Consider the following 14,713-nt stretch of genomic DNA (forward strand, 5'->3'; position numbering starts at 1 on the left):
GGGAGACACGGTCGACATTGCCGGCGGGCTCGGGCATTCAGGGTCGCCTCCGGAGGGACCATGACGAGCGCGACGACGATCTCGGAACCGGAGCGTGAGCGGATCGCCGCGGCACTCGCCGAGATCGCCTGCGCGGCGGGCGAGATCCTGCGCCGCTACCATCGGGCCCCCTGCCCCCACGCCCTGAAGCCGGACGGCTCACCGTCGAGCGCCGCCGACACCGAGGCCGAGGACCTGATCGTCGAGGCCCTCGCCGGACGCTTCCCGGGGATCGCGGTCGTGGCCGAGGAGCGCGCCCAGACCGACGCGACGCGGCCGGCCGACCTCTTCTTCCTCGTCGATCCCCTGGACGGCACCCGCGACTTCCTCGCCGGGACGCCGGACTACTCGGTCAACATCGCGCTGGTGTCCGGCGCCCGCCCGGTGGCCGCCGCCCTGGCGGCCCCGGGGCTTGGCCGGGTCTGGTGGGCGGGCGCAGCAACCGTCGAGGGCGCGGTGGTCGCCGGCCGGCCAGGGGCCGGGCGGCCGGTCCACACGCGACCGGCGCCGGAGGCCGGCCTCGTCGCCCTGGGCAGCCGGCGGCACGGCGATCCCGAAACCGCCGCCTGCCTCGCGGCGCTGCCCGTCCTGGAGACGCGCCAGGTCGGATCCGCCTTGAAGTTCGGGCTGATCGCCGCCGGCGAGGCGGACATCTACGTGCGCTGCGGCCCGACCATGGAATGGGATACGGCCGCGGGCGATCACATCGTCGCGGCGGCGGGGGGCTGCGTGGTGGTGCCCGGCGGTGGCCCGATCCGCTACGGGCAGCACGGGCCCGATCATCGCAACGGGCCCTTCGCGGCCCTGGGCGATCCCGCCCTGGCCCCGCGCCTCGCCCTGCCGACCAGCAGGCCGACGGGGCCGCTCAGCGCGGCGCATCCATAGGCGGGACGTCCTGCAGGGCACGCAGGGCCGGCCACGCCGCCTCCGCCTGCCGGACCAGGTCGGGCTCGGCCAGGAACCGGGCGCGGCGCTCGGCATTCCGGAACAGGTAGAGGCGCTCGCCGATCACCGCGAAGACCAGGGGATCGGCATCCACCAGCCGGCCCTCGAGGATTCCGGCAGCGTCGTAGCCCCCGAGGCGCGGGGCGTAGACCGGCGGATCGTCCCGGAAGGCCTCGCGGTTGGCGCCGCTGGCGAAGCGCCAGACCCGGCCGTCCCAGGACAGTTCGAACCGGGCCGCCCCGGCCTGCGGCCCGCCCTTTAGGAAGTAGCTGACGGGGTCGAAGCCGTTGAGCGTCAGCAGCGCGATCCGCGTCTGGGACGGCAGGCCCTCTTCGGCCGCGGCGCGGCGGGGGCCGACCCCCGGCAGAGGGGCCAGCGTGGCCGTCAGCGCGAGGGCCAGCGTGATTGTCAGCGCCGCCCCCGGGATGATCGCCGCGGCCGCGGGGTCAGGACGCGTTAACCACATCTTGCGAATTCCCTCAGAAGCTGGTCCGACTCATCCGCCCGGGTTCGCGGGACGCACGGCCCGGATGGATGGCGGCGCCCCGGCCGATCCGGGGCGCAGGCGCGGCCGCTGCCGGCCCGGCGGGACGAGAGCGGCCCAGGTCCATCGCACGAACCGTTAATCGAACCGGGCGAGGAGACAACGATGATGGCACGAGACGATCGCGGCACCGACCGCCGCACCCTGCTGCGGGCGGGCCTCGGCCTGGCTCTCGGCGCGCCCTTCGGCGCCTCTCTCGCCGGCCTCGCCGCCGCGGAGCCGGCCCGGGCGGCCGGCGAGGACCTCGACACGCCCGAGACCTTCCGCCCCGGCGAGATCGTGGAATCCGGCCACCGGTTCTTCGGCACCGTGTCGCGCGGGCTCGCGCTCACCGTCGAGGAGGCGGGCCGGCGCTGGGGCGAGCCCAACGGCTATATCCTCGGACAGGAGGGCGGCGGCGCCCTGGTGGCGGGCGTCCGCTACGGCGAGGGCACCCTCTACACCCGCAATGCCGGGCAGCGGCGCATCTACTGGCAGGGCCCGTCCCTCGGCTTCGACGTCGGCGGCGACGGCGCGCGCACCATGATGCTGGTCTACAACCTGCCGAACGTGCGCAACCTGTATCGCCGCTTCGCCGGCGTCGACGGCTCGGCCTACCTCGTGGGCGGCTTCGGGATGACCGCGGTGGTCAACGACCGGACCATCGTCGTGCCGATCCGCAGCGGCGTGGGCGCGCGCCTCGGGATCAATGTCGGTTATTTGAAGTTCACCCGTGAGCCGACCTGGAACCCGTTCTGATCAGGAATCCGTTCTGATTGACCGGTGCCGCAGGATTTCACCCCCGCGGCCAACCTGGGCTAGAGTGGACTTGGGTCGGGTCTTCCGGCCGGATGCGCGGACTGCACCCTCGTGATCGAAACGGTGATGATCTTCGCGCTGGGCTTCCTGGCGGCGAGCCTGTGCGGCCTGCTGCTGCTGCCGGCCCTCAATGCGCGTGCCGCACGCCTGGAGCGACGCCGGGCCGAGGCGCGCCTGCCCCTGTCGCCGGCCGAGATCGCGGCGGAGCGCGACTTCCTGCGCGCGCAGTTCGCCGTCCAGCAGCGCCGCCTGGAGCGCCGGGTCGAGACGGTCGAGGCGCGGCGGCAGGCCGACATGGCGGCGATCGGAGCCGGGACGATGCGGGTCGCCGCCCTGGCACGCGATGTCGCGGCCCGCGATGCCGAAATCGCCCAGGTCCAGGCCAAGACCCGGGAGCTCGAGGCCGAACTGGCGATCGCCCGCGAGGACGGCACCGCGAGCCTCGCGACGCTCCAGGCCCTCGAGGACGCCCATGCCGACCTGCTCGACAGCCTCCTGACGCTCCGGCAGGGCACGGCCCCGGCACCGGACGCCGCCGCGCTGGCGGCCGAGCGCGACGATCTGCGCGCCAGCCTGAAGGCGGCCGAGGAGGCTCTGGCCCTGACCCTGGCCGACCGGCAGAACGACCGCTCCGGCGACCGGCAACCGGACCGGCAAGCCGGGATCGAGCGGGAGAACGCCGATCTGCGCCGGCGAATCGTCGAGGTCGCCGACGCCCTCACGGGCCCGGGCCGGATGCCCCGCGCCGCCGCGCCGATGCCGCAGCACGAACGGGTTTGAGCGGATCCGCCTCCGAAACGGGGCCTCTACCACCAGAACCGGACCGAAAACCTGCGACGACTGCCTTGTTTCGACCACGCAAAGGCATCATCGCAACGTCGACGCGTCACGCATTCACAACTTCGACAGATGGTACGGATACCCATGCGCCTGAAGCCGATCGCCCTCGCCGTCGCGGCGTCCGTTGTCCTGACGCTGCCGGCGGCGGCGCAGCAGACGAAGCGCGGCAACGAGACCCTGAAGAAGTACTGCACCGGCGATTACCTGACCTACTGCGGCAATCTGGCCCCCGACGATCCGGCCACCGACGCCTGCTTCCAGAAGAACTGGAAGAAGCTGAGCGAGAACTGCCGCCGGGCGATCGACGCCTACGAGGCCGAGCAGCAGCAGAACGCCCCCGCCAAGAACCGGCAGGGCTCGCAGGGCGGCAAGGAGCGGCGGGGCTGACGCCTCTCCGCTGACAATCCTCGGCCGAAAGTCCCCCGAGCGGGCCATCGGCCGAGGACCGAGCCCGGCCTGTGGCGGGGGCGCGCTCGCGCCGGGGCTCGGCAACGGCTAAGGTAGCGCTCCCGCCGGCCCTCGCGTGCCGGTGCCGAGCCCGCCGGACCCTCGCGCGATGTTGTCGAAACCCGCCCTGAAACTCCTCGCCGTGTCCGGCCTCGTGGCCCTGGCGGTCTCCGCCTGCGGGCGGCGTGGTGCCCTGGAACCGCCGCAGACGGCGGCCCCGGCCGCCGCGCCGGCGAGCGGGGGCGCGGCGACCGGGCGGCGGACGCTGCCGGTCTCCGTCGGCCTCGGCGGGGGCGCCCCGGAGCCGGATGCGGCCTCGGTGCGCGCCGGCGACGAACTCTCCGTGGCGGCAGTGCCGCCGGGCGGCACCGATGCGCCGGTGGAGACCAGCCGCGGCGCGCGGCGGGGCTACCGCGTGCCGAAGGAGCCTTTCATTCTGGATCCGCTGCTGTAGAGGGCTGAGGCCGGCACGGCGCCACGCCGCCGGCAGGCCGTCGTGGTGCTCCGCGCCCGGTGACCCGGTCGGATCCGGTCGTCGGCGTGCGCCCGCGTCGGCCTGCGGCGGGGTGTTTCACGGGAAACAGGCCGCGCTCCGGCGCGCAGACGAGACACGGCCGAGATGCACCATTTCCACTATCGCGACGGCCGCCTGCACGCCGAGGCGGTCGACCTGACCGGCCTCGCCGCGGAGGTCGGGACGCCGTTCTACTGCTACAGCACCGCCACCCTCGAGCGGCATTACCGCGTCTTCGCGGAGGCCTTCGCGGCCGACGACGCGCTGGTCTGCTTCGCCATGAAGGCGAATTCGAACCAGGCCGTCCTGCGCACCCTCGCTTCCCAGGGCGCCGGGATGGACATCGTCTCGGGGGGCGAGCTGCAGCGGGCGCTGGCGGCCGGGGTGGATCCCGGCAAGATCGTGTTCTCCGGCGTCGGCAAGACCCGCGCCGAGATGGAGGCCGCGCTCAAGGCCGGCATCTTCTGCTTCAATGTCGAGAGCGAGCCGGAACTCGCGGTCCTGTCCGACGTGGCCGTGGGCCTCGGCCTCAAGGCCCCGGTCTCGATCCGGGTGAACCCCGACGTGGATGCCGGCACGCACGCCAAGATCTCCACCGGCAAGTACGAGAACAAGTTCGGCATCCCGATCACCCGGGCGCCGGCGGTCTACGCCACTGCCGCCGCCCTCCCGGGGATCGCGGTGCACGGCGTCGACATGCATATCGGCAGCCAGATCACCGATCTGGCGCCCTTCGCCGACGCGGCCCGGCTGCTGGCGGACCTCGCCCGGACGCTCATGGCGGCCGGCCATCCCCTGCGCCACATCGATTTCGGCGGCGGTCTCGGGATCCCCTATCGCGACGACAACGCGCCGCCGCCGGATCCGGCCGCCCTGGCGGCGACCCTGCGGCCGCATTTCGCCCCGCTCGGCCTGCGGCCGGTCTTCGAGATCGGCCGGATGATCGTCGGCAATGCCGGGATCCTGGTGACGCGGGTGCTCTACGTGAAGCACAGCGAGGGGCGCACCTTCGTGATCGTCGACGCGGCGATGAACGACCTGATCCGCCCGACCCTGTACGAGGCCTATCACGCCCTGCGGCCGGTCCTCGAGCCAAGTTCCGGGACGCCGCGCCTCGTCGCCGACGTGGTGGGTCCGGTCTGCGAGAGCGGCGACTATCTCGCTCTCAACCGCGACATGCCGGCGGTGGCGGCGGGCGACCTGATCGCCGTGATGAGCGCCGGCGCCTACGGGGCGGTGCAGTCCTGCACCTACAACACGCGGCCCCTGGTGCCGGAGGTTCTGGTGCGGGGGGACCGGGCGGCCGTGGTGCGACCGCGCCTCGACGTCGACGCGCTGATCGCCCTGGACCGGGTGCCGGACTGGCTGGCGTGAGCGGCGCGCCCGCATCCCCGTCGGCCGCCGCGGCCGACCGGCGGCTGCCGCTGTCGGTCTTCATCATCGCCCACAACGAGGTGGACCGGATCGGCGCGACGATCCGGGCGGTGCGGGGCCTGACCGACGACCTCGTGGTGGTCGATTCGGGCTCCACCGACGGCACGCAGGCGCTGGCGGCCGCGCTCGGCGCGCGGGTGATCCACAATCCCTGGCCGGGCTACGGCCCGCAGAAGCGGTTCGCCGAGGAGCAGTGCCGGCATGTCTGGCTCCTGAACCTCGACGCCGACGAGGTGGTGCCGGAGGATCTCGTCCGGGAGATCCGGGCCCTCTGGGCCGCGGGCGAGCCGCGCCGGCCGGCGTGGCGGATCGGCATCGCGGAGACCTTTCCCGGCGAGGGCCGCCCGCACCCGCTCGCCTACACCCTGACGCCGGTCCGGCTCTACAGGAAGGACCGGGGCCGTTACGCCGCCTCGCCGGTGCACGACCGGGTGGCGCTGGAACCCGGCGTCACGCCGGGGCGGCTCAGGGGCGTGATCCATCATTTCTCGGTGCGCTCGCTCGGCGACCAGCTCGACAAGCTGAATCGCTACTCCGACCAGCAGGCGGAGGACTTGGAGACGCGGGGCGTGGTGATCCCGACCTGGCGGGTGTTCGTGGAACTGCCGGGCAACTTCCTGAAGGCCTATCTCGGGCGCCGCCACTTCGTGCGCGGCACCTACGGCTTCCTGACGGCGATGAACTACGCGATCTCGCGGCATCTGCGCGTCGCGAAGCATGTCGAGCGCCGCCGCGTGGCCGCCGCCCGCCAGGATCGGGTTGACCCGCCGGATCCGACCTTCTAGAGCCAGAGCGCCGGAGACGTGGCCGAGCGGCTGAAGGCACTCGTTTGCTAAATGAGCATACCCAGAAATGGGTATCGAGGGTTCGAATCCCTCCGTCTCCGCCATTTAGCCCTAAGATGTTGTAAAAGCAGCGCTTTTATCGCTTCGTCCGGCCAGCTTTGGTGACACAGCGTCATCGTAGCCGTACGGGATGAGGCCAAAGGTGCGGCGCGCCGACCACCTGCAATGCCGTCGTGGGCGCTGGTCCGTGCGACTCAGGGTGCCAGCCCATCTCGTCTCCACGGTCGGACAGACCCATCTCGTCCGGGCTCTCGACACGAGCACCGAGGCTGTTGCGCGGCAGCGACGGTGGATCGCGCTGGCGCTGCTCTGGGACTGGATCGGTGCGCAGACCGTTTCGGAGGGTTGGCAGCCCGCCCGGGCGGCGGCCCTGACCGGTTCAGGACGGTCCCGCGACGATACCGGGCGCGAGTGCCCGGACCCAACGCCTCATTCTCTCCCCAAAAGACAACCCGAAAGGATGGCCGCGATCATGCTCATCCAGGGGGCTCATCGCGCCAGACCACAATGCTCACGACGCTGGAGCGCTGGTTGAAGGAGATCGATGGGTCCAGACCAAGCAATCTCGGATGCAGCACGCCCTTGCCGTCCGGGAGTTCGCACAAACTCAGCCGTCAAACTATGCCGTCCGCGGCGTGGATCGACGCACCGCGGGTGAGTTCGTCAGCGACGTGCTCCTGCGGAGTCGGGCGTCTCAGGCCATGGTCCATCGACAGATCGCGGCGCTCTCTTCGATGTGGCAGCGGCTCATCAAGCGTGGCTTTGTCGCCGACAATCCGTGGCAGGGCCAGGGTAGCTTCGCGAACGGATCGAGGCAGGAGCCATCGAAGCGCGCCGACACCGCTGATGAGCTTGTCACGCTCCTCACGGCTGATCCTGTGGCGATCATGGGCCAGCGGTAGGGGACGGTGCTGTTCGACCTCATGCGGGTCGGCTTACTGACCGGCTGCCGCATCAGCGAGCTTTGCCAGCTTCGCACCGCCGACATGCGCACAGAGGGGCGAGCGTTCCGCATCTCCCACGGAAAACGGAGAATGCCCGGCGCGTCGTACCAGTTCACGGATCAGCTAGGCCGATCTTGCAGCAGCGCGTTGCACGCTCGTCAGACGGCTGGGTATGCTCGGGTCTCACGCCCGCGGGGCCGGACGGGAAGCGAAGCTGGATCGTGGTGAAGCGATTTGCCACCTTTTGCCAGAAGGTGCTTGGGCCCAGCAAACAGGTCGATGTCCATAGCTTCAGACGATGCTTCGCAACTTATCTCCAACGGGCCTCTACGCACACCACAACAGTAAACAGCAGCGTTATCGCCGAGCTTATGGGTCACGCCAAGCCGCGCTCGGCCTTGCCGTATACGTGTCAGGACTCGGACCGGAGCAACTCCGAGCCGCCATCGAGGTTTAGATCGGGCGATCGAACCACAGGTGATCAAGCCTCTTATAGCCAAACCGTGTCGCTTCGCGTCCGGTCAAGTTCGGCAATGGGTGTGACGCGGTAATTGGCTCGATGCGCGGAAGCGACCGTTCGATAACGGCGAGGTTACGGACCCCGTCTGTCACAGCGAGGCCACACGCGGTCGCCGATCTTCCTCATGGCTTGACGTGGCCTGACAAGGCGACCGATGGTGACAGCGACGGTTCCCTTCGGGGATCAAAAGGGAACGCGGTGAAGGGCTTGCCCTGAAGCCGCGGCTGCCCCCGCAACTGTAAGCGGCGAGCCCAGCACCACCGCGTCACTGGATGTGCCTCATCCGGGAAGACGGTGCGAGGGCGGTGACCCGCGAGCCAGGAGACCTGCCGTCAGTCGTGGTCACACGCGAAACGCGTCGGGCGGGGTGTCCTGACGGGTGTCGAAGCGCCGGGCTGACGCTGGGCGTGGAGACCTCATTCGCGGTGACGTGCCACTCCCGTCGCCCGAGGCTCCCGTGTCCCGTCGTCCCACCATCCGAATGCTCTCGACCTGGTCGGGCGTCGGCCTCGCCGCCCTGGCGTCGGCGGCCGCAGCTCAGGACCGCTCCACGCCGAGTGCGGCGACCACCGAGACGACGCTGGAGGAGATCTCGGTCACCGCCGACACAGCCGTAGCCGCATCGCCGCGCGTCGGTCCGGCCGCGAGCGCGGGCTACGTCGGGGGCACGACCGGGATCGGTGGGATCAGCACCCCCGTGGCTTCCGCCAGTTCGGGTGTCATCACGGGCGCACAGCTTAACAGCCGTCCGGTGACGCGCCCCGGCGAGGTGTTGGAGTCGGTGCCGGGCCTGATCGTCACGCAGCACTCCGGCGAGGGCAAGGCCAATCAGTTCTTCTTGCGCGGGTTCAACCTCGACCACGGCACCGACATAGCCCTGTTCCTCGACGGCATGCCGCTCAACCTGCGAACCCATGCCCACGGACAAGGCTACGCCGACATCAACTTCCTGATCCCGGAACTCGTCGGCGCGGTGGAATTCCACAAGGGTCCGTATTTCGTCCGCGACGGTGACTTCGCCTCTGCGGGCTCCGTGCGGATCGACTATCTCGACACGACCGCGGAAAACGTCGCCCTGACCTCCATCGGCAGCTTCGGCTACAAGCGCGCGCTCTCGATCGCTACCGTACCACTCGGTGAGGGCAACCTCCTCCTCGCGGGGGAAGCCCAGGTCTACGACGGCCCGTGGGTGGTCCCGGACGCCCTGCGCAAGATCAACGGCGTGGCCCGCTACAGCCAGGGTACGCCGCTCGACGGCTTCTCGGTCACCGGCATGGCCTATGCGGCGCGCTGGACCGCCACCAACCAGATCCCAGAGCGCGCTGTGACGGAGGGGCTGATCAGCCGCTACGGCACGATCAACCCGACCGATGGCGGCGACACCTCGCGCTTCTCGCTCTCGGGCAAGTTCAGCGCAACGGACGACACGGGCGTGACGCGGGCCTCGGCCTACGTCATCCGATCCCAATTGAACCTGTTCAACGACTTCACTTACTTCCTCAACGATCCGGTGAACGGCGATCAGTTCCACCAGCTCGATCAGCGCATCATCGGCGGCGGCGAGGCCCTGCACATCTTCCAGGGCGACCTGTTCGGGAGGCCGATGGAAAACGAGATCGGCGTGCAGACCCGCACCGACTCGATCCGCGTCGGCCTGTTCAACACAACGAACCGGCAGTATCGCTCGGGCGTGCTCGACGACCGGGTGCTGGAGACAAGTGGAGCCTTCTACTTCGACAACCGCGTGCGCTGGACCGACTGGCTGCGCACCAGCGTCGGTTTCCGCGCGGACGGATACTACGCCAGCGTCGCCTCGGACACGCCGGCCAATTCGGGCAAGGCGCGCGATGGCATCGTCAACCCAAAGCTCGGCCTGACGCTCGGGCCGTGGTTCGACACCGAACTCTTCGTGAACTACGGCGGCGGCTTCCACTCGAACGATGTGCGCGGCGTGACCGCCACGGTGGATCCGACCTCCTCGCTGTTCAACACGACCCGCTCGCCCTTCCTCGTGCCCTCCACGGGCTACGAGATCGGCCTGCGCAACCGGTCCATTGCCGGACTGGAGACGAGCCTCGCCCTGTTCCGGCTCGATTTCGCCTCAGAGAACCTGTTCCAGGGCGATACCGGCACTACGGAGCCGAGCCGCCCGACCCGCCGCTTCGGCGTGGAATGGACCAACCGGTATGCGGTGACGCCCTGGCTCGCGCTGGAGGGCGACCTGACGATCACGAACGCTCGCTTCTCGGACTACGACCCGGTGGGCAACCGGGTTCCTGAAGCGCCGACGACCATCGCGTCGGCGGGCGTGACCTTCGGCGAGCCGCTAGGCTGGTTCGGATCACTCCGCTTCCGCTACTTCGGCCCCCGGCCGCTGATTGAGGACAACGCGATCCGCTCGCGGGCGACCGCGCTGTTCAACGGCCGGGTGGGCTACAATTTCGACAACGGCATCAGCGTCTCGCTGGACGTACTGAACTTGACGAACAGCAAGTCTGACCAGATCACCTACGCGTATGTTTCACGGTTGCCCGGCGAGCCCGCCGAGGGGCTGATCGACCGCGTGTTTCACCCGGTCGAGCCTACGGCGGTACGTCTAACCATCGCTGGAAAATTCTGAAGGACCGGTCCGGTCCACACGGGCTCGTATAAGCCCACCGAGTGCCCCGGAAGCGGTGATGAGGCTTTTGAGCGCTTTCGGGGGCGGGTGCGCCAAGCCGGAAGCCCTGGCAGCTCCGGCGGACCTGCCGTCGCGGGCCTCGATGCAGTGAGGCCGCCGGGAGGCTGCAATGGGCCCTATCTGAACAGCGGCAACTCTGCGCCGAGCACGCAAAGGCCGACCAGAAACAGGGAGCCACCCGCAGCTTCAAGAATGACGCGCAGACGGTCGCTGATGAGAGACGCCGCGGCAGAGGCCGTTCCAGCCACGAAGCAAGCCAGACTGATCAACGTCACCGCAGCGCCTCCACATCGGCATGGGACGCCTACGCTACGGCGTGAGGGAGCAGGAAGTTTCGGCGAGGGTTCGCCGAGCCGGCGACGACGCGGTCGAGCTTAGGGGCAGCGTTTCGCGCCCCCCTTGGCATCCACGCCCGCCCTTGTCGCTGAGGGGCGAACGGTAGGCGGACGTGGACGGCCAGCCTGAAGCCGGCGGCGGCGGCCTAATGTCTGATTGGAGACATTTCAATCCAAACTTGCTCTTCCCAGTGAACGCCGCTCGCACATCCCGTGCAGGCGGTGGGAGGGATCTCGGAGGCCTCAGGAAATCCAGCCGAGCACCGCCACCAGATGGTCGGCCTGGGCTCGGGTCAGGCCAGAGGCGACGGCGGATCCATTCCGGCAGACCGCAAAGGTCCCGTCAGCGGACGCACGAATTTTGATGGAGGCCATGGAGCTAAACCCGCGATCATGTCGCGGCCGATGTCGACGGCTCCGTACGAGCCGCGTGAGATGTGACCCCGGTTCCCCCATGGGAAAATGCGGCGGACCGCCTCAGGTCTGTGGCTGGAACCCAAGCATGTCCCGCTCGCGCATCCGATGCGAGCTGATCAATCCGTCGTCGTCCGCCGCACTACCCGGAGATCCGCGTTGATCACGTGGACTGGGATGGGTGGCAAACGCAGCCATCGAGGTAAGCGTCGGATGAAAAACACGAAATTCGAGATCATGGGCGGGCCGCGTCTCCGCGATCGCCCACCAACCCGAAACCGGTGTTTCCTCACAACGGGTTGGCGCGCCAAAAGTCGGTTCGCCCCCGCAGCCGCGGCCTGTGGATTGCACTCCCTGAGTGTCCTCCCATCCCGTCGCCGCGACGTCGCACTGGACGCCGCCGAGCTGCGATCAAAAACGGTGCGAACGGCGCCCCCTGACGCAAACCGACCTGCGCCTGGTGAGAGTGCCCGGCTCAAAACGCGTTTGGACTCATCGGCGATGGCTTGCCGGGATCTTGAGCGGGCGGGGTCTTCTGCCCGCGGAATGACGTCAGGCCGGCGTTCTGGCAACGGAGGCGAGCAACCGATGGCCCGGGACGGCCCGCTCAGGGGCGGCGCGGGTGCTTGGAGCCGAGCTGGCGCTAGGCTTGGCCACAGACCCGTGCCGGTCTCGAGGTCGAGCGTCATGGCCCCAACGCGATAGCGGCCTGAAGCGAAGCCCGCATCGGCCAACGCGAGCAGCCGGTCGAAGCCAAGGATCACCCCGCCCTGGGGGTGTCCCGCCGCGCGGCACGAGATGCGCTCATCGCCGAGGGCTGAACGGCATCAATCCCCCCCCCGAACGCGGGGCTACGCTTCCAACTCCACGTCGCCTTCAGGCTCGGCCTGGCAGGCGAGGATGTAGCCATCCTCCCTGTCGCCGTCGCCGAGTGCATCCTGCACAGGCATCCGAACCGTCCCGCTCCGCAGCTTCACCATGCAGGTTCCGCACGTCCCGGAGCGACAGGCGCTGTCGATGCGGACCTTTGCCTCGTCAGCCACGTCGAGCAGCGTCGCTCCCTCGCGAGCCGTAGACGTCTTACCGGTGTCCAGGAATTTGACCTGACCGACGACCGTGCCGGACTGTCCGGTCCTTCCGGTCGGATCGCGACGGTCCGTTCCGAAGGCCTCTGTCCGTATCTGACCGGCCGGCACGCCCAGATCGAGCAGGATCGCCTTGACCGCGTCCATCATGGGCGTCGGTCCGCAGATGTGGGCGCGGTGGAGCGCGATATCCGGCACGGCGGCCGCGACGAAGCGGGCATCGATGCGACCGGTATGACCCTTCCAGGCCTCCCTACCCGGTGCGGACATCGCGACCGAAACGTGTAGCCTGGGATTCCGCTTCCTCAGCGTCTCGATCTCGTCCTTGAAGATGTAGTCCTGCGGGCTTTTGAAGCTGAGGAGGAGGTAGATCGTGCCGGGCCAGTCCGTCTCGGTCAGGTAACGCACGCTGCTCATCATGGGCGTGATCCCGACGCCGCCGCCGATCAGCACGACGGTTGGCCATTCCCTGCCGGAGAACACGAAGCCACCGCTCGGCGCCTCGACCTGGACGCGGTCGCCCGGTCGCATCTCGTCGTGCAGCCAACGGGAGACCGCGCCGTTCTCCTCGCGCTTGACGGTGATCTCGATACGGTCCCGCCACGTCGGCGACGAGGCGATGGTGTACGAGCGGCGGGTCGGAATGCCCTGCCGCGTGATCTCCAGCGTCAGGTACTGCCCGGCCACATGCCGGAAGGGGATCTCGCCGCCCTTCGGATCGACGAGGCGGAACGTCCTGACCGTGCGGGTGACCTGCGCGACGTCGCGCAGTTCCAGCTCGCCGAACCACCGCACCGTCCCGGTCGCCTCGTCGTTCCGCGCGTAGGGCGTTATCGCGGGACGCAGCAGCGAGGTCTCGGGCACGATCTCGACGGGCTTGCGCCGGATTTCGGGCGACGGGAAGCATTTGCCGAAGGCCAGCAGGAGCCGGGGGTCCCCGAAGATCCGGATCTTCCGCCTCGCCAGAGCCCAGACCAAGCTCTTTTCCCTGGCGAGGAACCCGAGCCACGTCTTGGCGTCGGCAATCACACGCAGGTTGGGCTTGTCGACCAAGCCGTCGCGAACGGCGATCTTTCCATCGCGGACGGTGACGGTTGCTTGGCGGCTCTCGGCGCCGGTGAAGGTGAAATGGAAGACCGCGTCGAGATCGCGCGCCTGCGCCCGCTGGAACACGATGGGCATGAAGGTCAGGAGGCCACCGATGGTCCGGGGGGTCATGCCATTGCCGACGGGCTTCACCGTCTTGTGCTTCCACTTGCGTCTGGCGATCTCCTCGGCGTCGGTGCCGGCCACGACGTAGACCGGTTCCGGGCGATCCTGGAGCGGCTTCAGAATTTCGCGCCGGTGCGCGCCTTTATCCTTCAGGTACGAGCCGATGACGTCCTCGCCCGCCGGGCACACGGCGATGCAGTAGGCCGACTTGTAGTTCGCCCCATAGGTCAGGCTCTGCCACATCGAGGCGGTCTCGGGCTCGTTGACCCGCCGGCGATAGTCGAGCGCGTCGCGGGAGTCCGCAATCTGCTCCACCCAGTCGGTGAAGCCGCCCATGAATTCGCGGTAATTGTGGGTGAAGCAGGCCTGGAAATCGAAGGCGCCTTCGAGCTTGATCGCACCGACCGGGCAGGCCGCGACGCAGAGCTTGCATTCCAGACACGGGTTGTAGTCGATGGGCGCGTCGGGGACGTCGATGTCCTGGTCGAGCAGGACCGTGCCCAGCAGGATGAAGTTCCCGAATTTCGGGTGGATGACGTTGCGGTGGATGCCCATCCGGCCGAGACCTGCCGCGACCGCCACGGGCTTGTGAGCCACGATCCAGATGGCGTGCCCGGGGTTCTGGTTCATCTCCATCGGGAAGCCCATGGAGGGGTTGACGGCTCGGATGCCATGATCCTGAAGGCGCGCGACGATGGCGGCGCAGATGGCGTTGGTGTCGTGACCGGCACGGTGGAATTCGAGGTTGGCAACGGACCGCGGCGTCCCGCGAACCGGTGCCTGCGCCATCTTGACGACGATGCTGACGAGGGACCGCGTCCAGGGATAGTGCCGCAGGATCTCGTCCCGCTGCGGCTCAAGCTCGAACCGGCCGATCTCGACGAACCCGACGTCGTCCGCACCGCATTCGAGGGCCAGCTGCCGCAGTTCGCCCGCCCCGAATGGCCTCCTCGCAGCGGCCGGCCCGCTCGATAGCTCGGCGGCACGGAGACGCTTCACCGTGGGATGATCTTCGAGGTTCATCAGGCAGGGATCTCCGCCCCAGGCTGGCTTCGCGATCCGGGATGCTCCGGACGACAGGCGCCGAGCCCCCGGCGCCTTCGATGCCGCAAAATAG

Annotated in this window: 12 protein-coding genes, 1 tRNA gene and 1 riboswitch; of the genes, 11 read left to right on the plus strand and 2 right to left on the minus strand. The window is 69.1% G+C overall.

Going from position 1 to position 14,713, the window contains the following annotated elements; genetic code table 11:
• The first annotated feature begins 60 nt into the window (after nucleotides 1-60).
• Nucleotides 61-924, plus strand: coding sequence for a 3'(2'),5'-bisphosphate nucleotidase CysQ family protein (locus MCBMB27_RS17275; protein ID WP_043386923.1), 864 nt, complete (start codon nucleotides 61-63; stop codon nucleotides 922-924).
• Here the strand turns inward: MCBMB27_RS17275 and MCBMB27_RS17280 are convergent.
• The gene (locus MCBMB27_RS17280) at nucleotides 905-1,450 is read right to left on the minus strand and encodes a YHS domain-containing (seleno)protein (protein WP_043352398.1); all 546 of its coding nucleotides are present in this window, start codon (nucleotides 1,448-1,450) and stop codon (nucleotides 905-907) included. The two genes, MCBMB27_RS17275 and MCBMB27_RS17280, sit on opposite strands and share 20 nt — an antisense overlap.
• A gap of 183 nt (nucleotides 1,451-1,633) precedes the next feature.
• Here MCBMB27_RS17280 and MCBMB27_RS17285 point away from each other — a divergent pair, with 183 nt between their 5' ends.
• The 10 genes from MCBMB27_RS17285 (at nucleotide 1,634) to MCBMB27_RS17330 (ending at nucleotide 10,490) form a co-directional block, all read left to right on the plus strand.
• Nucleotides 1,634-2,266 (plus strand): DUF1134 domain-containing protein, encoded by a 633-nt coding sequence (locus tag MCBMB27_RS17285; RefSeq protein ID WP_043386928.1) that lies wholly within the window; start codon nucleotides 1,634-1,636, stop codon nucleotides 2,264-2,266.
• Between the two features lie 111 nt (nucleotides 2,267-2,377).
• Entirely contained in the window at nucleotides 2,378-3,106 is a 729-nt protein-coding gene (locus tag MCBMB27_RS17290; protein WP_075380922.1) for a hypothetical protein, read from the plus strand.
• Nucleotides 3,107-3,250: 144 nt separating this feature from the next.
• Nucleotides 3,251-3,553, plus strand: a complete 303-nt coding sequence (locus MCBMB27_RS17295; RefSeq protein ID WP_043352393.1) for a hypothetical protein — start codon at nucleotides 3,251-3,253, stop codon at nucleotides 3,551-3,553.
• A 169-nt stretch (nucleotides 3,554-3,722) separates the two neighbouring features.
• On the plus strand, nucleotides 3,723-4,067 hold the full coding sequence (lptM, locus tag MCBMB27_RS17300) for an LPS translocon maturation chaperone LptM (RefSeq protein WP_043352391.1): 345 nt from the start codon (nucleotides 3,723-3,725) through the stop codon (nucleotides 4,065-4,067).
• Between the two features lie 165 nt (nucleotides 4,068-4,232).
• Nucleotides 4,233-5,501, plus strand: coding sequence for a diaminopimelate decarboxylase (gene lysA / locus MCBMB27_RS17305; RefSeq protein ID WP_043386933.1), 1,269 nt, complete (start codon nucleotides 4,233-4,235; stop codon nucleotides 5,499-5,501).
• A complete protein-coding gene (locus tag MCBMB27_RS17310) occupies nucleotides 5,498-6,346 on the plus strand; it encodes a glycosyltransferase family 2 protein (protein WP_170861878.1) in 849 nt (282 codons plus the stop codon). Before lysA ends, MCBMB27_RS17310 begins: the two co-directional genes overlap by 4 nt.
• 12 nt (nucleotides 6,347-6,358) lie before the next feature.
• Nucleotides 6,359-6,450, plus strand: a tRNA-Ser gene (locus tag MCBMB27_RS17315).
• An 86-nt stretch (nucleotides 6,451-6,536) separates the two neighbouring features.
• Nucleotides 6,537-6,941, plus strand: a complete 405-nt coding sequence (locus MCBMB27_RS30995; protein WP_403091461.1) for a DUF6538 domain-containing protein — start codon at nucleotides 6,537-6,539, stop codon at nucleotides 6,939-6,941.
• A 34-nt stretch (nucleotides 6,942-6,975) separates the two neighbouring features.
• The gene (locus MCBMB27_RS17320) at nucleotides 6,976-7,308 is read left to right on the plus strand and encodes a hypothetical protein (RefSeq protein ID WP_075380923.1); all 333 of its coding nucleotides are present in this window, start codon (nucleotides 6,976-6,978) and stop codon (nucleotides 7,306-7,308) included.
• 712 nt (nucleotides 7,309-8,020) lie between these two features.
• A riboswitch (cobalamin riboswitch) is annotated at nucleotides 8,021-8,218 on the plus strand.
• Nucleotides 8,219-8,351: 133 nt separating this feature from the next.
• Nucleotides 8,352-10,490, plus strand: a complete 2,139-nt coding sequence (locus MCBMB27_RS17330) for a TonB-dependent receptor (RefSeq protein WP_170861879.1) — start codon at nucleotides 8,352-8,354, stop codon at nucleotides 10,488-10,490.
• Nucleotides 10,491-12,150: 1,660 nt separating this feature from the next.
• Here the strand turns inward: MCBMB27_RS17330 and MCBMB27_RS17335 are convergent.
• Nucleotides 12,151-14,619 carry a 2Fe-2S iron-sulfur cluster-binding protein gene (locus tag MCBMB27_RS17335; RefSeq protein ID WP_075380925.1) on the minus strand — a complete coding sequence of 823 codons (2,469 nt, stop codon included), beginning with the start codon at nucleotides 14,617-14,619 and terminating at the stop codon, nucleotides 12,151-12,153.
• Nucleotides 14,620-14,713 lie beyond the last annotated feature (94 nt).

Origin of the sequence: Methylobacterium phyllosphaerae (assembly GCF_001936175.1) — a bacterium.
Lineage (GTDB): Bacteria > Pseudomonadota > Alphaproteobacteria > Rhizobiales > Beijerinckiaceae > Methylobacterium > Methylobacterium fujisawaense.